Below are 18,465 nucleotides of genomic sequence, written 5' to 3'. Positions count from 1 at the left end.
TACTCGCTCCACCCCCTCGCTGTTCCGGTCCGGGGACGCAGCGCCGCTTAAGATCCCGGCGACGCCCCGCTCCGCCCGTCCGCCGAAGGAAGCCCCATGCCGCTGACGTCTCCCAGGCGCTCCGCACTCTCCGACCAGGTCATCGCCGAGCTGCGGAACCAGATCACCTCGGGCGAGTGGCCGGTGGGCAGCCGCATCCCCACCGAGCCGGAGCTGGTCGAGCAGCTCGGCGTCGCCCGCAACACCGTGCGCGAGGCGGTACGGGCGCTGGCGCACAACGGCCTGCTCGACATCCGGCAGGGCTCCGGCACCTATGTGGCCGCGACCAGTGAGCTGGCCGGAGTGATGCACCGCAGGTTCGCCGACGCCGACCCTCGGCACATCGCCGAGCTGCGCTCCACGCTCGAGTCGAGCGCCGCGAAGCTCGCCGCCGAGCGCCGCACGGAACGCGAGCTCAAGCAGCTGGACGTGCTGCTCGAACGCCGTGAACAGGCCTGGCAGGAGCGGGACAAGGACGCGTTCATCGAGGCCGACGCGACGTTCCACCTGGCCGTGGTCTCGGCGGGCCACAACGAGGTCCTCACCGAGCTGTACGCCGACCTCGGCGAGGTCCTGCGTGCCTGGCTCCGCGGCGACGTGGGCGAACAGCTGACCCCCGAGAACAACATGGACCACGCACGGCTCGTGGACGCGATCCGCGCGGGCGACGCGGAGACGGCCGCGGCCGAGGCGGCCGGCTACCCGTTCCTGTGCCGCACGGAGAAGTTCGACGAGAACGGCGAGAACGGCGAGAACGGCGAGAGCAACGAAAACGCGGACGGCACGCGCGCGTAGTGCCGGTTATGGGGCGCACCGGCACGCGCGCGTAGTGGCCGTTTCGGGGCGCACCGGCACGCGCCGCCTCACCGCTCGTGGCTGACCCAGGCCGAGCCGACTTCCTTCCAGCAGCGCCCCGCCAGCCGTACCGTCATCGCCGGACCGGCCGCCACACGCGCGGTGTCGGTGTCGATGTCCCACCAGCGCCGGCACTCGATGTGCAGGGCGACCCGGTCGGCCTCGGGGTACGGGTTGTGGCAGTACGCGACGACGTTCGAGCCCGCCTGACGCACACGGCAGTCGGCGCCGAACGGCCGCTCTGCCTCGGGCACCGCACTCGTAGCCGGGTGGGAGGCGGCCTCCGACGGCAGGGACACGGGGAGGCAGACCAGAAGGGCGAGACCGGCGAGCACCGACGGCAGGGGGCGGGGGCTGCGCACCGGAAGGACCTCCTCGGCCGTACTACGACAAGTCACTCGGGCTGCCGTGGCTGCACCACAAGGGGGAGTAAGCGGTCTCGAACCCGGACCGGCAGGCGGTCTCGAACTCGACTTCCAGAGTGCGCACTTCGGGCCGCGGGCGCCCGGTCAGCGGGGCCGAACGGGCGACGCCCCGCCTCCCGCGCGGAGCGGGAGCCGGGGCGTCGTAAAGGGGGGCTGCGCGATCAGGCACCGATGGCGTGCAGCCCGCCGTCGACGTGGATGATCTCGCCGGTGGTCTTCGGGAACCAGTCCGAGAGCAGGGCGACGATGGCCTTGCCCGTCGGCTCCGGGTCGGTCAGCTCCCAGTTCAGCGGGGAGCGGCTGTCCCAGACGGAGGCCAGGTCGGAGAAGCCCGGGATGGACTTCGCGGCCATCGAGCCGATCGGGCCCGCCGAGACCAGGTTGCAGCGGATGTTGTCGGGGCCGAGGTAGCGCGCCATGTAGCGGTTGGTCGCCTCCAGGGCGGCCTTGGCCGGGCCCATCCAGTCGTACTGCGGCCAGGCGAACTGCGCGTCGAAGGTCAGCCCGACCACCGAGCCGCCATTCTCCATAAGCGGCTTGCAGGCCATCGTCAGCGACTTCAGCGAGTACGCGGAGACGTGCATGGCCGTCGACACCGACTCGAAGGGGGTGTCGAGGAAGTTGCCGCCCAGGGCGTCCTGCGGGGCGAACCCGATGGAGTGCACGATGCCGTCGAGGCCGCCGCCCAGGTCGGCGCGGACCTTGTCGGCGAGGCCGGCGAGGTGCTCGTCGTTGGTGACGTCCAGCTCGAGGACCGTCGTCGGCTTCGGCAGCTTCTTGGCGATGCGCTCGGTCAGCGTAGGCCGGGGAAACGCGGTGAGGATGATCTCCGCACCCTGCTCCTGGGCCAGCTTCGCGGCATGGAAGGCGATGGAGGACTCCATCAGCACACCCGTGATCAGGATGCGCTTGCCCTCGAGAATTCCGCCGGTGTTAGTCATCGGTGTCAGTGCCCCATGCCCAATCCGCCGTCAACGGGGATGACGGCTCCAGTGATGTACGAAGCGTCGTCCGAGGCGAGGAACCGCACCGTGGCGGCGATCTCCTCGGGCTGCGCGTAGCGGCCGAGCGGCACCTGGCCGACGATGCTCTTCCGCTGGTCGTCGGTGAGCGCCTTGGTCATGTCGGTGTCGACGAAGCCGGGCGCGACGACGTTGAAGGTGATGTTCCGCGATCCGAGTTCACGGGCCAGGGACCGTGCGAAGCCGACAAGGCCGGCCTTGGAGGCGGCGTAGTTGGCCTGACCGGCGGAGCCGAGCAGTCCGACCACGGAGGAGATCAGTACGACGCGGCCCTTCTTGGCGCGCAGCATGCCGCGGTTGGCACGCTTCACCACGCGGAAGGTGCCGGTGAGGTTGGTGTCGAGGACGGCGCTGAAGTCCTCCTCGGACATCCGCATGAGGAGCTGGTCCTTGGTCACGCCGGCGTTGGCGACGAGGACCTCGACGGGACCGTGCTTCTCCTCGATCTCCTTGTAGGCCTGCTCCACCTGCTCGGTGTCGGTGATGTCGCAGCGGACGGCCAGGAAGCCCTCCGGCGGCTCACCCGAGCGGTATGTGATCGCGACCTTGTCGCCGGCGTCGGCGAAAGCCCGGGCGATGGCGAGGCCGATGCCCCGGTTGCCTCCAGTGACGAGAACCGAGCGGCTCAACGGATCACCCTTTCCCTAGCAGTCTGGTACCCCAGCAAACTATCGGTAGCTTCCGCGATACGGAGAATCGAGCCCCGACAGCCCCTCGGAGAACTGACTGTCGGGTCTCTACAGAAAGTCCTGGCGACCGTACGGGCCGCCGCGACATGATCGGACACGTCCGGCCGCTGACCGGACACCCGACGCAGCCGACAGGAGACATTCGTGCCTCATTCCATCGATGCAGCGTTCACGGCGCTGCCGTTGCGGGCGCTCGCCGACGCGGCGCTCGCCCGCGCCCGCGCCCTGGGCGCCGAGCACGCGGACTTCCGTTTCGAGCGGGTGCGCAGCGCGGCGTGGCGGCTGCGGGACGCCAAGCCGTCCGGCTCGTCCGACACCACGGACCTGGGGTACGCGGTGCGCGTGGTGCACGGCGGCAGTTGGGGCTTCGCCTCCGGTGTGGATCTGACGATGGACGCGGCGGCGCGGGTCGCGTCCCAGGCCGTCGCATTGGCGAAGCTGTCCGCGCAGGTGATCTCGGCAGCCGGTTCCGACGAGCGGGTCGAGCTGGCCGACGAGCCGGTGCACGCCGACAGGACGTGGATCTCCGCGTACGAGATCAATCCCTTCGACGTGCCGGCCGAGGACAAGACCGGGCTGCTCGCCGACTGGAGTGCGCGGCTGCTCGCGGCCGAGGGCGTGGCGCATGTGGACGCCTCGCTGCTCACGGTGCAGGAGAACAAGTTCTACGCGGACACCGCGGGCACCGTCACCACGCAGCAGCGGGTCCGGCTGCACCCGCAGCTCACCGCGGTCGCCGTGGACGGGAAGACCGGCGAGTTCGACTCGATGCGCACGATCGCGCCGCCGGTCGGACGAGGCTGGGAGTACCTGACGGGCGACGTGTGGGACTGGGACGCCGAGCTGGCGCAGATCCCCGGTTTCCTGGCCGAGAAGATGCGCGCGCCGAGCGTCGAGCCGGGAACGTACGACCTGGTGGTGGACCCGTCCAACCTGTGGCTGACGATCCACGAATCGATCGGCCACGCAACGGAGTTGGACCGCGCGCTCGGCTACGAGGCGGCGTACGCGGGCACCTCGTTCGCGACGTTCGACCAGCTGGGCAAGCTCAAGTACGGCTCCGAGATCATGAACGTCACGGGTGACCGCACGGCCGAGCACGGGCTCGCGACGATCGGGTACGACGACGAGGGCGTGGCAGGCCAGTCCTGGGACCTGGTCAAGGACGGCACTCTGGTCGGCTACCAGCTGGACCGGCGGATCGCGAGGCTCACCGGCTTCGAGCGGTCCAACGGCTGCGCGTACGCGGACTCCCCCGGGCACGTTCCGGTGCAGCGGATGGCGAACGTGTCGCTGCAGCCGGCACCGGACGGCCCGTCGACGGACGCGCTGATCGCGGGCGTGGAGCGCGGCATCTATGTGATCGGGGACCGCTCCTGGTCGATCGACATGCAGCGCTACAACTTCCAGTTCACCGGCCAGCGCTTCTTCAAGATCGAGAACGGCCGCCTCGCGGGCCAGCTCCGCGATGTCGCGTACCAGGCGACGACCACCGACTTCTGGGGTTCCATGGCCGCGGTCGGCGGCCCCGAGACGTACGTCCTGGGCGGCGCGTTCAACTGCGGCAAGGCCCAGCCGGGCCAGGTCGCGGCGGTCACCCACGGCTGCCCCTCGGCGCTCTTCCAGAACGTGAACATCCTGAACACGACGCAGGAGGCGGGGCAGTGAGCTCTCGTACGAACAAGCCGCACGAGATCGTCGAGCGTGCCCTCGGGCTCTCCCGGGCCGACGGCTGCGTGGTGATCGCCGACGAGGAGTCGACGGCCAACCTGCGCTGGGCGGGCAACGCGCTGACCACGAACGGGGTGACGCGCGGCCGCACCCTCACCGTGATCGCCACCGTCGACGGCAAGGAGGGCACGGCTTCCGGAGTCGTCTCGCGCTCGGCGGTGACCGTCGACGAGCTGGCGGACATCGTGCGGGCCGCCGAGGACGCGGCACGCTCGGCCGGTCCCGCCGAGGACGCACAGCCTCTGGTCGACACGGGCACTGTGTCCGCCGACTTCACGGAGGCGCCCGCCGAGACGACCTCGGACGTGTTCGTCGACTTCGCCCCCGCCCTCGGCGAGGCCTTCGCACGCGCGCGTGCGGGCGGACGTGAGCTGTACGGCTTCGCCAACCACGAGATGACGTCCAGCTATCTGGGGACGTCGACCGGGCTGCGGCTGCGGCACGACCAGCCGAACGGCACCCTCGAACTGAACGCCAAGTCTCCGGACCGCACCCGCTCGGCCTGGGCGGGCCGGGCCACGCGGGACTTCAAGGACGTCGACCCGGCGGCCCTGGACGCGGAGCTGGCCACCCGCCTCGGCTGGGCGGAGCGCCGTATCGAACTGCCCGCCGGGCGGTACGAGACGCTGCTGCCGCCGAGTGCCGTGGCGGATCTGCTGATCTACCAGTACTGGTCGTCGGGCGCGCGGGACGCCGCCGAGGGGCGCACGGTCTTCGCCACGCCCGGCGGCGGCACCCGGGTCGGCGAGAAGCTGTCCGAGCTGCCGCTGACGCTGCGCAGCGACCCGGCCGAACCCGGCCTGGAATCCGCCCCGTTCGTGCTCGCGCACGCCTCGGGCGACGACTCCTCGGTCTTCGACAACGGGCTGCCGCTCGGCCCCACGGACTGGCTCCGCGACGGCGAGCTCACGCGTCTCCTGAGCACCCGGCACAGCGCGGGCCTGACCGGCCTCCCGCTCGCTCCCGGCGTCGACAACCTGATCCTTGAGGGCGGCGGCGAGCGCTCCCTCGACGAGATGGTCGCGGCCACCGAGCGCGGACTGCTCCTGACCTGCCTCTGGTACATCCGCGAGGTGGACCCGGCCACGCTGCTCCTGACCGGCCTCACGCGCGACGGCGTGTATCTGGTGGAGAACGGCGAGGTCGTCGGCGAGGTCAACAACTTCCGCTTCAACGAGTCCCCGGTCGGCCTCCTCGGCCGGGTCTCGGAGGCGGGGCGTACGGAGAAGACGCTGCCGCGCGAGTGGGGCGACTACTTCACCAGGGCCGCGATGCCCGCTCTGCGCGTACCGGACTTCAACATGAGCTCGGTCAGCAAGGGCGTGTGACCGGACCGGAGGGCGCGCTCCGCGCGGGGCGCGCCCTCCGCCTTCGCCGGCCACCGGCCGATATGCGGTACGGGTCGGTCGTGCGGCCCCCATAGACTGGGGCCAGCGGCCCGCTGCGGCCGACCTAACGCTACGAGGAGACACGGGATCGTGACGGACATCGTCGACGAGCTTCAGTGGCGCGGACTTTTCGCGCAGTCCACTGACGAGGACGCACTGCGCAAGGCGCTCGCGGACGGCCCGATCACCTTCTATTGCGGCTTCGACCCGACCGCGCCCAGCCTCCACGTCGGGCACCTGGTGCAGGTGCTGACCATGCGCCGGCTGCAGCAGGCCGGCCACCGCCCGCTGGCCCTGGTCGGCGGCGCGACGGGCCAGATCGGCGACCCGAAGCCGACGGCCGAGCGCACGCTGAACTCCCCGGAGACCGTCGCGCTGTGGGTCGAGCGGGTGCGCTCGCAGATCCAGCCGTTCCTGGACTTCGAGGGCGAGAACGCCGCGACGATGGTCAACAACCTGGACTGGACGGGCGGCATGTCCGCCATCGAGTTCCTGCGGGACATCGGCAAGCACTTCCGGGTCAACAAGATGCTCACCAAGGACTCCGTGGCCCGCCGCCTGGAGTCCGACCAGGGCATCAGCTACACCGAGTTCAGCTACCAACTGCTGCAGGGCATGGACTACCTGGAGCTGTACCGGCGCTACGGCTGCGTGCTGCAGTCCGGCGGCTCCGACCAGTGGGGCAACCTCACGGCGGGCCTGGACCTGATCCACCGCCTGGAGCCGGAGGCCTCGGCGCACGCCATGGCGACGCCGCTGATGACGAAGTCGGACGGCACCAAGTTCGGCAAGACCGAGGGCGGCGCGGTCTGGCTCGACCCCGAGATGACCACGCCGTACGCCTTCTACCAGTTCTGGCTGAACGTCGACGACCGGGACATCTCGACGTACATGCGGATCCTCAGCTTCAAGTCGCAGACCGAGCTTGAGGAGCTGGAGCAGGTCACGCAGGAGCGGCCGCAGGCGCGCACCGCGCAACGTGCGCTGGCCGAGGAGCTGACCACGCTGGTGCACGGCGCCGAGCAGTGCGCCGCGGTGATCGCCGCGTCCAAGGCGCTGTTCGGCCAGGGCGAGCTCGGCGACCTGGACGAGGCCACGCTGAGCGCGGCGCTCTCCGAGCTGCCGCACGTCGAGGTGACCGAACTGGGCGCGGTCGTCGACCTGTTCGCCGAGGTCGGCCTGGTCGCCAGCAAGTCCGCCGCGCGCCGCACGGTGAAGGAGGGCGGGGCGTACGTGAACAACGTGAAGGTCGCCGCCGAGGACGCCGTGGCCGAGCGGGAGCAGCTGCTGCACGGGCGGTGGCTGGTCCTGCGCCGCGGCAAGAAGAACCTGGCGGCGGTCGAGGTCGTCGAGGCCTGATCCCGACCGCGCAGTACCTGTGTAGTACCGCACGCGTACGACGAGGGGCCGGTCCCGTGTGGGACCGGCCCCTCGTCGTACGTTCTGGACGGTTCAGGTGACCTGTTTCTTGCCCTTCACCGCCTTGTAGGCCATGTCGCCCAGGAAGACGAGGACCAGCGCGGCGGCGATCTGAAGGGCGTGCCTGCCCCAGTCGATGCCTCTCGTCTCGGCGATGCCGAAGCCCGCGGCGAGGGAGTTGCCGACCACGCCGCCGATGATGCCGAGCACGGTCGTCAGCCACAGCGGCATGTGCTGCTTGCCGGGGAGAATCGCCTTGGCCAGAAGGCCCAGTACGAATCCCACGATGATCGCCCACAACCAGCCCATGGCTGCCTCCTCGTACGGCTCGGTGAGCAGTTACCGACAGTCTCAGCCCTGCAACCGAACCGCGCATTTCGGGACGATCACCCGGGCGGGGGACGGCAGCCCCGGTCTCCCCGGCCGCGCAGGCCGGGCGTACCGTGGAAGTGTTCAGACCGGGACGGGACCGGTTGCGGCGGGCGGGGTGGTGGGACGTGATGCGGAAGCACAACAACGTCGAGGTGTTCCGGATCACCGGAGCCCGGCAGGGCCTCGCGGACGACGTGCGGGGCCGACAGCGCCGCTATGTGATCTCCATGTCCGTGCGCACGGTCGCCGTGGTCCTCGCCGCCGTGCTGTGGAACGTCGAGCGGCACGTCGCGATCGTCGCCCTCGTGCTCGGCATTCTCCTCCCCTACATCTCGGTGGTGATCGCCAACGCCGGTCGGGAGAACGCCCCTTCGCTGCCGTCCACGTACGTGCCGACACCGGTCCGGCCGATGCTCGACGCGCCCTCGCAGCGCGATGCGGCCGAGGAGCCGGGCCGGACGGAGTCCACGGAATCGGCGGCGGGGACCGGCGGTGCGGGACAGCGTGAAGGAGAGCGCGAAGGACAGCGCGGAAGACAGGGCGGAGGACAGCGCGACCAGGCACGCGAGCAGAGCTGAGCGCAAAGCTCAAGAAAAGCTCAGATCAATCATGTTGTTCCGGTGCACCGCACCGGGTCCCCCGTGACATACTTCGTACGCGCTCCGCGTCCCCCGTCGGAGCGACAGACCGACGCCGGGCAGCTCCCCCCGTGGCTGCTCGGCGTCGCCTTTTCTGCGTTGTTTAGGGTTGAGGCGTGAATCTTCCCGGTCTTCCCGGCCTCCCCGGCATGCCTTCCGAGTCCCCCGCCACCCCGCAGTGCTCCGCCAAGGGCTGCCGCGCCGACGCGGAGTGGGTCCTCGCGTGGAACAACCCCAAGCTGCACACCCCGGAGCGGCGCAAGACGTGGCTGGCGTGCGAGGAGCACCGGGAGCATCTGTCCCAGTTCCTGGGCGTACGCGGGTTCCTCAAGGACGTCGTACGCCTGGAGGACTGGGAGGCCTCGGCCGCGGAGGGCTGACCGGCGGTTCAGCCGCCGATCGCCGACATGGGCCGGGAGGGCTGCAGGAACGACGGGTCGTCCAGGCCCGAGCCCGCCTTCTTGCCCCACATGGCCTGCTTCCAGATCCGGGCGATCGTCTCGTCCGAGCCGTCCTCGCCGTCTGCGCGGAGGGCGGCGCGCAGGTCGGTCTCCTCGGTGGCGAAGAGGCAGGTGCGGACCTGGCCGTCGGCCGTGAGGCGGGTGCGGTCGCAGGCGGCGCAGAAGGGGCGGGTCACCGAGGCGATGACGCCGACGGTGTGCGGGCCGCCGTCCACGATCCAGCGCTCGGCCGGGGCGGAGCCGCGCTCCTCCTGGCCCTCTTCGGTGAGCGTGAAGCGCGTACGCAGCGACTCCAGGATGTCGCCGGCGGTGATCATGCCGTCCCGCTTCCAGCCGTGCTGGGCGTCGAGGGGCATCTGCTCGATGAAGCGGAGCTCGTAGTCGTTCTCCACGGCCCAGGCGAGGAGGTCCGGGGCCTCGTCGTCGTTGAGGCCCGGCATCAGGACCGAGTTGACCTTGACCGGGGTGAGGCCCGCCTCGCGGGCGGCGGCCATGCCGTCCAGGACGTCATGGTGGCGGTCGCGGCGGGTCAGGGTCTTGAAGACGTCCGGCCTGAGGGTGTCCAGGGAGACGTTGACCCGGTCGAGGCCCGCGGCCTTGAGGGCCTGGGCCGTGCGCTTGAGGCCGATGCCGTTGGTCGTCAGGGACATCTGGGGGCGCGGTTCGAGGGCCGCGCAGCGCTCGACGATGCCGACGAGGCCGGGGCGCAGCAGGGGCTCGCCGCCCGTGAAGCGGACCTCGGTGACGCCGAGCTGGGTGACGGCGATGCGGATGAGACGGACGATCTCGTCGTCGGTGAGCAGGTCCGGCTTGGCCAGCCACTGCAGGCCCTCTTCGGGCATGCAGTACGTACACCGCAGGTTGCACCGGTCGGTCAATGAGACCCGCAGGTCGGTGGCCACCCTGCCGAAGGTGTCGATGAGCACGTCGGCCCCCTCCCTTTCCGGTTCCGGTAGTTCCAGAGCCTACGTGACGGGACCGACAAGAACACCGGGCCCGATCCAACGAGACGCACCGCGGCCCCGTCGTAGGGATCTACGACGGGGCCGCGGAGAGTGGCTTGGTTTTCGACCGGGTTCGGCTCAGTGGGCGCCGGTGCCGGTGAGGGAGCGGACCTCGAGCTCCGCGTACTTGCCCTCGTCCGGCTTCTCCTTGGAGAGGATCGTGCCGAGCCAGCCGAGCAGGAAGCCCAGCGGGATGGAGATCAGGCCCGGGTTGTCCAGCGGGAACCAGTGGAAGTCGACCTTGGGGAACATCGAGGTCTCCTTGCCCGAGACCACCGGCGAGAACAGCACGAGCAGGACGGACGAGGCGAGGCCGCCGTAGATCGACCACAGCGCGCCCTGGGTGGTGAACCGCTTCCAGAACAGGCTGTAGAGGATGGTCGGCAGGTTGGCCGACGCGGCCACCGCGAAGGCGAGGGCGACCAGACCGGCGACGTTGAGGTCGCGGGCCAGGGCACCGAGGGCGATGGAGACGATGCCGATGAAGACCGTCGCCCAGCGGGCCGCGCGGACCTCCTCCTTCTCCGAGGCCTGCCCCTTGCGGATGACGTTGGCGTAGATGTCGTGCGCGAAGGACGACGAGGACGCCAGGGTCAGACCGGCGACCACCGCGAGGATCGTGGCGAAGGCGACGGCCGAGATCACGGCGAGCAGGATGGCGCCGCCGGTGGAGTCGCCACCGCCGCCGATCTCCAGGGCCGCGAGGGGTGCGGCCGTGTTGCCCGCCTTGTTGGACGCCTTGATCTCGTCCGAGGAGAGCAGGGCCGCGGCGCCGAAGCCGAGGACGATCGTCATCAGGTAGAAGGCGCCGATGATGCCGATGGCCCAGTTCACGGACTTACGGGCGGCCTTGGCCGTGGGCACGGTGTAGAAGCGGATCAGGATGTGCGGCAGGCCCGCGGTGCCCAGGACCAGGGCGATGCCGAGCGAGATGAAGTCCAGCTTCGAGGTGGGCGTGACGCCGTACTTGAGTCCGGGCTCCAGGAACGCCGCGCCCTGGCCGCTGTTCTCGGCGGCCGCGCCGAGCAGGTCGGAGATGTTGAAGCCGAACTTCAGCAGGATCAGGAAGGTGATCAGGACGGTGCCGCCGATCAGCAGCACGGCCTTGACCATCTGCACCCAGGTGGTGCCCTTCATGCCGCCGATGGTGACGTACACGATCATCAAGACGCCGACGAGGGCGACGATGCCGATCTTGCCCGCGTCGGTGGTGATGCCGAGCAGCAGCGCGACGAGGACGCCCGCGCCCGCCATCTGCGCGAGCAGGTAGAAGATCGACACCACGATGGTGGAGGCGCCGGCGGCGGTACGGACGGGGCGCTGCCGCATCCGGTACGCGAGCACGTCGCCCATCGTGTACCGGCCGGAGTTGCGCAGCGGTTCGGCGACCAGGAGCAGCGCGACCAGCCAGGCGACGAGGAAGCCGATGGAGTACAGGAAGCCGTCGTAGCCGAACAGGGCGATGGCGCCGGCGATGCCGAGGAACGACGCGGCGGACATGTAGTCGCCGGAGATGGCGAGGCCGTTCTGGAAGCCGGTGAACTGGCGGCCGCCGGCGTAGAAGTCTGCGGCGTCCTTGGTCTGCCGGCCGGCCCAGACGGTGATGACGAGGGTCGCGACGACGAAGAGGCCGAACAGCGTGATGATGAGCGGCTGGTGCTCGCTGACCTCGGACGACGCCGCGAGGACTTCGGCCTGGCCGGCCTGGGCGGGCTGGAACAGGGGGTGGCTCATGCTCCGGCCTCCATGCGGGACTTGATGGCCTCAGCCTTGGGGTCGAGCTTGGCCGCGGCGTGCCGCGAGTAGAGCCAGGCGATGAGGAACGTGCTGACGAACTGCAGGATGCCGAAGACGAGGGCGACGTTGATGTTGCCGAACAGCTTGGTGCCCATGAAGCCGCCCGCGTAGTTCGAGAGCAGCACGTACAGCAGGTACCAGGCGATGAAGGCGATCGTCAGCGGGAAGGCGAAAGAACGGTGCGAACGGCGCAGTTCGCCGAATTCCGCACCCTTCTGCACCTCGACGAACGCCTCCGTCGTGGGGGTCGCCGGGCTGTTCCCTGAACCGCCCTTCGACGGTGGTGGTGCATCGGTGGCCACGGATTCTCCTAGCGACACGGGGGCGGCGGCGTCGGTCATACGACCTCGCGATGAGCGCTCTCGGGGACGAACAAGTGAGCAGGATCACGCGGGCCGGATGGCGATGCTAGGCCCATCGACACGTGATCCAACAGGGGTTTGATGCTTGCTTCACCCAACCGCAACCGCACGGCGGCGCGCCCGCCCGGCCCCAACTCCCCATCTTTCTGCGGCAAGTCGTTGCCGGTCAGCAAGGTGCACCGCTACGTTCAGGCCTTGGCTTCGCGCCAAGTGACGCCCGAGCACGGCTGGTGTTCGGGTTTTTTGTTTACGGATGAAGTGGAGACCCCATGACTCATCTGCGCTCCAGACGCCGTCGCCTCGCCGCGCCGGTCGGTCTGGCCGTCGCCCTCTCGACGGCGACACTCGGGCTGCTGCCGGGCTCCGCGTCCGCGGCGGCGTCCCAGGGCGAGCAGACCCAAGTAGCCGCGGACGCACCCAAGTTGGCCTATGTGGTGAACACGAAGGCGGACGACGACACGATCGCCTCGGTGAAGAAGGCGATAGCGAAGGCCGGCGGCAGCGTCGTGATCGCGTACGAACGCATAGGCGTCATCGTCGTGCACTCGGCGAACCCGGACTTCGGCAAGGAAATACGCAAGGCCCGCGGCGTGCAGTCCGCGGGCGCGACGCGCACGGCCCCGCTGAAGGCCGCCGGCACGACGGAAGAGGGCGCTCCGCAGTACGTGGACGCGCCCGCGGCGAGCACCAAGTCGGCGGCCGGGGACGCGGAGCCGATGGAAGCCGACCAGTGGGACCTGCGGGCGATCGGCGCCGACAAGGCCGCGAAGATCAACCCGGGCAGCTCCAAGGTGACCGTCGGCGTGATCGACACGGGTGTGGACGACACCCACCCGGACCTGGCGCCCAACTTCTCCGCCTCGCAGTCCGCGAACTGCGTCGGCGGCAAGGCGGACACGTCGCCGGGCGCCTGGCGTCCGTACACCCCGGAGGACTACCACGGCACCCATGTCGCGGGGGAGATCGCGGCCGCGCGCAACGGCATCGGCGTGGCCGGGGTCGCGCCCGGCGTGAAGGTCGCCGGCATCAAGGTGAGCGACCCGGACAACGGCCTGTTCTACCCGGAGAGCGTGGTCTGCGCCTTCATGTTCGCCGCGGACAAGGGCATCGAGATCACCAACAACAGCTACTACGTGGACCCGTGGCTGTACAACTGCATGGACGACCCGGACCAGAAGGCCATCGTCGACGCGGTCAACCGGTCCCAGCTGTACGCCCAGCGCAAGGGCACGCTCCACCTCGCCTCGGCGGGCAACTCCAACCACGACCTGGCCTCGGACGCCATCGTGGACGACTCCTCGCCGGACGACTCGACGCCGGTGGAGCGGACTATCGACCCGAGCGAGTGCTTCGACGTCCCGACGCAGCTGCCGGGCATCGTCACGGTCTCCGCGACCGGCGACAAGGACCTCAAGTCGTACTACTCCACGTACGGCAAGGGTGTCGTCGACATCGCGGCGCCGGGCGGCGACAAGTACCAGATCCCGGACAACCCGTCGAAGAACGGGCGGATCCTGTCGACCATGCCGGAGAACAAGTACGGCTGGCTGCAGGGCACCTCGATGGCGTCGCCGCACGCCGCCGGTGTGGCCGCGCTGCTGAAGTCCACCCACCCGAAGGCGGGCCCGGCCCAGCTGCAGCGGCTCCTCAAGGTGCAGGCGGACAACCCGGGCTGCCCGACCGAGCCGTACGACCCGGACGGTGACGGCACGGTCGACGCGGAGTGCGAGGGCAGCAAGAACCTGAACGGCTTCTACGGCTTCGGCATCGTGGACGCCCTGGACGCGGTCCGCAAGTAGCGGTGCCTCAGGTGTAGCTGTGTCCCAGGTGTACGGGCCGTCCGGTCAACGGGCGGCCCGTACGCATGAGTTGTGCTGTCATGAACCCGTGCCTCCCGATCACCCTCCCCACCCGGCCGCGATCCCGCAGGCCTGGTCGGCGCTCGGCGGCCCCTGTGGCCTGCTCTCCGCGGTGACGTACGACAGATCCTCCTCGGGGCTGCTGCCCTCCCGTCTGCCGGTGCTCGACGCGGCGCGGGCGTGCGTTGCCGTGTGCTCCCTCGCGGCGGCCGAGTACGTGGCCGCCGGTGGGCCGGTGCCGCGCGTGCGGGTGGACGACGGGGCGGTGGCGACGGCCTTCGTGAGCGAGCGGCAGCTGCGCCTGGACGGCCGGGAGCCGAGCACGTTCGCGCCGCTCTCCCGGTTCTGGCGGACGGCCGACGGCTGGGTGCGTACGCATGCGAACTACCCGCACCACAAGGCGGCGTTGCTCGCTGCGCTCGGGGTTCCGGAGGACCGGGTCGAGCGGGTCCTCGCCGGGCTGGCAGCCGTCGACGTGGAGGAGCGGGTGTACGCCGCGGGCGGCCTGGCCGTGGCCCTGCGCACGCGCGCGCAGTGGGCGGCGCACCCGCAGGGCGTCGCCGTCGCGGGCGAGCCGCTGGTGCACCGGGAACGGCTCGACGAGCGGGCGCCACGCGCGCGTGGTGGGCGACTCTCGGTGGCACGCGCGCGTGGTGGGCGATCCTCCGTGGCACGCGCGCGTGGTGGCCGTTTGCGGGTGCTCGACCTGACCCGGGTCCTCGCGGGCCCGGTCGCCACGCGCACGCTCGCCCTGCTCGGCGCGGACGTGCTCCGGGTGGACTCGCCCGGCCTGCCCGAACTTGCCGACCAGCACGCGGACACCGGCTTCGGCAAGCGCTCGACCCTGCTCGACCTGGCCCGGCCGACGGACCGTACGACGTTCGACGAGCTGCTCGCCGAGGCGGACCTGGTCGTCACCGGCTACCGCCCCGGCGCCCTCGACCGGCTCGGCCTCTCCCCGTCCGCCCTGGCCGAACGCCGCCCCGGCGTGGTCGTCGCCCAGCTGAACGCGTGGGGCGGGAGCGGGCCTTGGGCGGTACGGCGCGGCTTCGACAGCCTGGTCCAGGTGGCCACGGGCATCGCGGACGCGGAACGGGACCCGGCGGCGGACCGCCCGGGGGCCCTGCCCGCCCAGGCTCTGGACCACGGGACGGGCTACCTCCTGGCGGCGGCGGTGCTGCGGTCTCTCACCGAGCAGGCGTCCGAGCCGGGCAGCCGCCTCGTACGGCTGTCGCTGGCACGTACGGCGGACTGGTTGCTGCGGTTGCCTGCGGCGCGTCGGTCGGGCGGGGCGGACTCGGCGTACGACCCGTCGCCCTACCTGGTGGAGACGACCGGCCCGCTGGGCCGCCTCCGGCACGCGCGGTCGCCCGTCTCGTACGAGGGCTGTCCAGCCAACTGGGCGCGGTCTGCGGGGGTTTGGGGGGCGGATGCGGCTCGGTGGGAGGGGTGAGAAGTCCCCTACCCGCCCCTTCCCGGCTGTGTCCGATATGCGGCTGGCGCCGCGTGGCCTGCCGGACGGGCCTCCTCAATCTCCCCCAGCTACCGCTGGGAGGTGCCCCCGGAGGGGCTCAAAATTGAGCCCCTCCGGCGCTTGAGGAGCGGGGGCCCGGGGGCGGAGCCCCCGAAGCTCCGCAGGATTTCGGGAAGGGGCGGGTAGGGGAAAAGGCCCCCAGCGGAACCTTCAAGCTTGCCGGGTCCGGGTGTTCCGGTGACGATCAGTCGGTGAGCATGTCCGAACCCTCCGTCGCCGTGCGCGAAGAGGTGCCCGAGGTGAGCGCGGCCGTACGGCGGGCCGCGGTGCGGCGGGCGCTCGCCGTGCTCGTGCTTGTCGCCGCCGCCGCGCTCGTACCGCTGCTCGGGCCCTCGCTCGCGCTCGACGGCACCGGCGAGGCCCGGCCGCCCGGGGCCGGGGTCGTCACGCTGCTGCGGATCACGATGTTCGCCGCGCTGTGCGTACTCGTCGGGGAGTCGGCGGCCGCCTGGCTCGCGCGGCGGGTGCCGGACGCGCCCGGTGGTACGCCGAGGAACTGGGGGCTCGCCGCGGCCTTCGTCGGCGCCGCCTCCGCCGTAGGGCTCGCCCTGATCGTCGCCAACGGCAACCTCGTGCCGAGCTCGCTCGACGAGCTGCATCCGGGACGGCTGTACGAGACGACGGACGGGCTGCTCGCGCTCGTCGAGGTCAACGCCTTTGTGGCCGCCGGGTTCTGTGCCCGGTCGCGCAGGCCCGGCACCGCCACCGTGCCGCTCGCCGCGGCGATCGTGGCGGAGGCGCTGCGCGCCCACCCGGACCTCGGCCGGGAGGACGACCCGCTCCTTGGCAGCCTGCTCACGCTTGTCCATCTGACGTGTGCGGCGCTGTGGGCGGGCGGGCTGCTCCAGGTGCTGCGCACGATGCGGGCCTGGCGCGCGCGCCCCACGGCGGGCGCCGCGCTGCTCGGGCTCTACGCGCGCGTGGCGGCCGTTCTGTTCGCCGGGGTCACGGCGACCGGCATCTGCTCGACGCTGCGCAAGCTCCCCCTGGACTCGGTGTTCACGACCGCGTACGGCCGGGTCCTGATCGCCAAGCTGCTGCTCGTCGCCGTGATCGCCGCCCTGGCCGTGGCCGCCCGCGTCCGGCTGCGCCGCTCCCCCGACCCGTACGCGGCGATCGCGCCCGCTCGGGTCGAGGTGCTGGTGCTCGCCGTGGTCGTCGCGGTCTCGGCGCTGCTCACGGCCGTACCCGCGCCGGTGTGGTGGGAACGGCCGCTGTGGGGGTGAGCGCCGCGAGGACTCCCCTGGCCAGCAGGTACTGGGCCGCCGCGTACGTCAGCATGATCCAGAAGTCCGGCCTCGGCAGCTGCGGCCACTCGGCGATCCCGGTGGCGATCAGGGTGTCGGAGAGCAGGAAGAGCGCACCGCCGACCCCTGCCGCGAGCCCGAGCCGCGCGGACCGGAAGGCCATGGCGGTGAGCAGCAGGCTGTACCCGGCGACCGGGATGCGCAGCTCCGCCGGAAGGTCGGCCCAGAGCAGCGCGACCGTACCGGCGAGCGCGGCACCGTAGGCGAGGCCGAGCAGCAGGGTGTGCGGGCGGGCCGTCCCGTACCGCTTGAAGAGCAGCAGGTAGCAGACGTGGCCGGCCGCGAACGAGGCCATGCCGCCGAGGAAGGCGGGCTCGGCGTCGAAGAGCAGCAGCACGTCGCCGCCCCAGCCGAAGAGCAGCGCGGCGACGAGCAGCCGGGGCACGCCGGCCCCGGAGGTGACGCGCCAGGCACACACCGCCCACCCCGCGAGCAGCGGCATGAGCAGGGGCTTGAACACGGTGTGGCCGGGGGTGAACCCGGCGAGCAGGGAGCCCAGGTCGCCGGCGAGGGCGAGGCCGAACGCGGCGAGCAGCAGCCGCTCAGGCCTCACGCGGCGCCCTCCGCGACCGTGTCCTGCCGCTTGGCCTCGGCCGGCGGCGCGGGCGACCAGCCGGGCCCGCGGAACAGCCGTCCGCCCCGCTCGCGCCAACTCCCCGCCGCCTTCAGATCCTTGGCGATGGAGACGTACTCGTGGGTGGCGACCTTGAGCGGGTTGTACGTGTCGATGTTCTTGGTCAGACCGAAGACGGGGCGGTCGGTCTCGGGCACGAACGAGCGGAAGAGCCGGTCCCAGACGATGAGGATGCCGCCGAAGTTGCGGTCCAGGTAGCTGCCCTGGGAGGCGTGGTGGACGCGGTGGTGCGAGGGCGTGTTGAAGACGAACTCGAAGGGGCGCCACATCTTGTCGATGCGCTCGGTGTGGATCCAGAACTGGTAGACGAGGTTCACCGACGAGCAGAACGCGAGCGCGGCCGGGTGCACGCCGAGGGCGATCATCGGCAGGTAGAACGGCCAGACGGTGAGGCTCGTCCAGGGCTGGCGCAGGGCGGTCGACAGGTTGAACTTGCGGCTGGAGTGGTGCACCACGTGGCAGGCCCACAGGATGCGGATGACGTGGTGGCCGCGGTGCGACCAGTAGTAGAAGAAGTCCTGCGCGAGCAGCATCAGCGGGATCGTCCACCACAGCACGGGCACCTTGAGCGGCGTCAGCTCGTACACGGCGGTGTAGATGGCGACGATCGGGATCTTCCACAGCAGGTCGAAGACGAGGCTGCCCAGTCCCATGCCGATGCTGGTGGCGGCGTCCTTGGTCTCGTAAGCCGCGGCCTCCTCGTCGGGATGGAGCCGGTAGCTGACGATCTCGATGATCGTGAGCAGCACGAACGCCGGTATGGACCACAGCACTACATCGGGCAGGTTCGGGGACATGGGTGCACCGTAAGGGCGGTCGGGGCGGGTCGACTAGAGGTAGTTACCGACAAGTATTACTAGTGGTAAGCCCTTCCAGGCTGTCGGTCTCCTACACCCCGCCCAGGCGCCAGTGCCCTGGGTGGCTCGTCA

Annotated in this window: 18 protein-coding genes; 9 read left to right on the top strand and 9 right to left on the bottom strand. The window is 70.7% G+C overall.

Translation table 11 applies throughout. The features are described 5' to 3' along the window. The first annotated feature begins 96 nt into the window (after positions 1-96). Positions 97-834 carry a FadR/GntR family transcriptional regulator gene (locus RCO28_RS04805; RefSeq protein WP_308939622.1) on the top strand — a complete coding sequence of 246 codons (738 nt, stop codon included), beginning with the start codon at positions 97-99 and terminating at the stop codon, positions 832-834. Between the two features lie 68 nt (positions 835-902). Here RCO28_RS04805 and RCO28_RS04800 read toward each other — a convergent pair whose 3' ends face one another. The 3 genes from RCO28_RS04800 to fabG all read right to left on the bottom strand — a co-directional run bounded on the left by RCO28_RS04800 (position 903) and on the right by fabG (position 2,970). Then, complete coding sequence (locus tag RCO28_RS04800) at positions 903-1,256, bottom strand: hypothetical protein (RefSeq protein WP_308939621.1); 354 nt, start codon at positions 1,254-1,256, stop codon at positions 903-905. Between the two features lie 224 nt (positions 1,257-1,480). Beyond that, positions 1,481-2,260 (bottom strand): enoyl-ACP reductase FabI, encoded by a 780-nt coding sequence (gene fabI, locus RCO28_RS04795; RefSeq protein ID WP_308939620.1) that lies wholly within the window; start codon positions 2,258-2,260, stop codon positions 1,481-1,483. Between the two features lie 5 nt (positions 2,261-2,265). Then, a complete protein-coding gene (fabG, locus tag RCO28_RS04790) occupies positions 2,266-2,970 on the bottom strand; it encodes a 3-oxoacyl-[acyl-carrier-protein] reductase (protein WP_308939619.1) in 705 nt (234 codons plus the stop codon). A gap of 204 nt (positions 2,971-3,174) precedes the next feature. On the opposite strand from fabG, the gene RCO28_RS04785 reads away from it, so the two are divergent. From RCO28_RS04785 to tyrS, 3 genes are all read left to right on the top strand, one after another. After that, a complete protein-coding gene (locus RCO28_RS04785; protein WP_308939618.1) occupies positions 3,175-4,698 on the top strand; it encodes a TldD/PmbA family protein in 1,524 nt (507 codons plus the stop codon). Continuing rightward, on the top strand, positions 4,695-6,089 hold the full coding sequence (locus tag RCO28_RS04780) for a metallopeptidase TldD-related protein (RefSeq protein WP_308939617.1): 1,395 nt from the start codon (positions 4,695-4,697) through the stop codon (positions 6,087-6,089). The genes RCO28_RS04785 and RCO28_RS04780 overlap by 4 nt, the downstream gene beginning before the upstream one ends. A 150-nt stretch (positions 6,090-6,239) precedes the next feature. Next, a complete protein-coding gene (gene tyrS, locus RCO28_RS04775; protein WP_308939616.1) occupies positions 6,240-7,508 on the top strand; it encodes a tyrosine--tRNA ligase in 1,269 nt (422 codons plus the stop codon). 93 nt (positions 7,509-7,601) lie between these two features. Here the strand turns inward: tyrS and RCO28_RS04770 are convergent, their stop codons facing one another. Then, the gene (locus tag RCO28_RS04770) at positions 7,602-7,877 is read right to left on the bottom strand and encodes a GlsB/YeaQ/YmgE family stress response membrane protein (RefSeq protein ID WP_308939615.1); all 276 of its coding nucleotides are present in this window, start codon (positions 7,875-7,877) and stop codon (positions 7,602-7,604) included. 191 nt (positions 7,878-8,068) lie between these two features. Here RCO28_RS04770 and RCO28_RS04765 point away from each other — a divergent pair, with 191 nt between their 5' ends. Both RCO28_RS04765 and RCO28_RS04760 read left to right on the top strand, forming a co-directional pair. Continuing rightward, the gene (locus RCO28_RS04765; RefSeq protein WP_308939614.1) at positions 8,069-8,518 is read left to right on the top strand and encodes a DUF3099 domain-containing protein; all 450 of its coding nucleotides are present in this window, start codon (positions 8,069-8,071) and stop codon (positions 8,516-8,518) included. A 209-nt stretch (positions 8,519-8,727) separates the two neighbouring features. Beyond that, on the top strand, positions 8,728-8,958 hold the full coding sequence (locus RCO28_RS04760; RefSeq protein WP_308939718.1) for a hypothetical protein: 231 nt from the start codon (positions 8,728-8,730) through the stop codon (positions 8,956-8,958). Between the two features lie 8 nt (positions 8,959-8,966). On the opposite strand, the gene moaA is transcribed toward RCO28_RS04760, so the two are convergent. The 3 genes from moaA to RCO28_RS04745 form a co-directional block, all read right to left on the bottom strand. Further along, positions 8,967-9,965, bottom strand: a complete 999-nt coding sequence (moaA, locus tag RCO28_RS04755) for a GTP 3',8-cyclase MoaA (RefSeq protein WP_308939613.1) — start codon at positions 9,963-9,965, stop codon at positions 8,967-8,969. Positions 9,966-10,121: 156 nt separating this feature from the next. Continuing rightward, positions 10,122-11,777 carry a cation acetate symporter gene (locus RCO28_RS04750; protein WP_308939612.1) on the bottom strand — a complete coding sequence of 552 codons (1,656 nt, stop codon included), beginning with the start codon at positions 11,775-11,777 and terminating at the stop codon, positions 10,122-10,124. Beyond that, a complete protein-coding gene (locus RCO28_RS04745; protein ID WP_308939611.1) occupies positions 11,774-12,142 on the bottom strand; it encodes a DUF485 domain-containing protein in 369 nt (122 codons plus the stop codon). Before RCO28_RS04745 ends, RCO28_RS04750 begins: the two co-directional genes overlap by 4 nt. 329 nt (positions 12,143-12,471) lie before the next feature. Here RCO28_RS04745 and RCO28_RS04740 point away from each other — a divergent pair, with 329 nt between their 5' ends. From RCO28_RS04740 to RCO28_RS04730, 3 genes are all read left to right on the top strand, one after another. After that, positions 12,472-14,001 carry a S8 family serine peptidase gene (locus RCO28_RS04740; RefSeq protein WP_308939610.1) on the top strand — a complete coding sequence of 510 codons (1,530 nt, stop codon included), beginning with the start codon at positions 12,472-12,474 and terminating at the stop codon, positions 13,999-14,001. Between the two features lie 88 nt (positions 14,002-14,089). Beyond that, entirely contained in the window at positions 14,090-15,514 is a 1,425-nt protein-coding gene (locus RCO28_RS04735; protein ID WP_308939609.1) for a CoA transferase, read from the top strand. 278 nt (positions 15,515-15,792) lie between these two features. Continuing rightward, positions 15,793-16,821: a CopD family protein gene (locus RCO28_RS04730; protein ID WP_308939717.1), complete on the top strand. Its 1,029-nt coding sequence runs from the start codon at positions 15,793-15,795 to the stop codon at positions 16,819-16,821. Here the strand turns inward: RCO28_RS04730 and RCO28_RS04725 are convergent. Together RCO28_RS04725 and RCO28_RS04720 are read right to left on the bottom strand one after the other, a co-directional pair. After that, entirely contained in the window at positions 16,772-17,455 is a 684-nt protein-coding gene (locus tag RCO28_RS04725) for a lysoplasmalogenase (RefSeq protein ID WP_308939608.1), read from the bottom strand. The genes RCO28_RS04730 and RCO28_RS04725 overlap by 50 nt on opposite strands. After that, positions 17,452-18,333, bottom strand: a complete 882-nt coding sequence (locus RCO28_RS04720; protein WP_308939607.1) for a sterol desaturase family protein — start codon at positions 18,331-18,333, stop codon at positions 17,452-17,454. Before RCO28_RS04720 ends, RCO28_RS04725 begins: the two co-directional genes overlap by 4 nt. Positions 18,334-18,465: the final 132 nt, after the last annotated feature.

It is taken from the genome of Streptomyces sp. LHD-70 (assembly GCF_031157275.1).
Lineage (GTDB): Bacteria > Actinomycetota > Actinomycetes > Streptomycetales > Streptomycetaceae > Streptomyces.
This window is presented reverse-complemented; position numbering and strand designations above follow the sequence as displayed.

Coding starts and splice junctions, on each gene's coding strand:
- RCO28_RS04805 (WP_308939622.1), top strand. CDS start 97: ATGCCGCTGACGTCTCCCAGGCGCTCCGCACTCTCCGACCAGGTCATC.
- fabI (WP_308939620.1), bottom strand. CDS start 2,260: ATGACTAACACCGGCGGAATTCTCGAGGGCAAGCGCATCCTGATCACG.
- RCO28_RS04770 (WP_308939615.1), bottom strand. CDS start 7,877: ATGGGCTGGTTGTGGGCGATCATCGTGGGATTCGTACTGGGCCTTCTG.
- RCO28_RS04765 (WP_308939614.1), top strand. CDS start 8,069: ATGCGGAAGCACAACAACGTCGAGGTGTTCCGGATCACCGGAGCCCGG.
- RCO28_RS04760 (WP_308939718.1), top strand. CDS start 8,728: ATGCCTTCCGAGTCCCCCGCCACCCCGCAGTGCTCCGCCAAGGGCTGC.
- RCO28_RS04750 (WP_308939612.1), bottom strand. CDS start 11,777: ATGAGCCACCCCCTGTTCCAGCCCGCCCAGGCCGGCCAGGCCGAAGTC.
- RCO28_RS04740 (WP_308939610.1), top strand. CDS start 12,472: ATGACTCATCTGCGCTCCAGACGCCGTCGCCTCGCCGCGCCGGTCGGT.
- RCO28_RS04730 (WP_308939717.1), top strand. CDS start 15,793: ATGTCCGAACCCTCCGTCGCCGTGCGCGAAGAGGTGCCCGAGGTGAGC.
- RCO28_RS04720 (WP_308939607.1), bottom strand. CDS start 18,333: ATGTCCCCGAACCTGCCCGATGTAGTGCTGTGGTCCATACCGGCGTTC.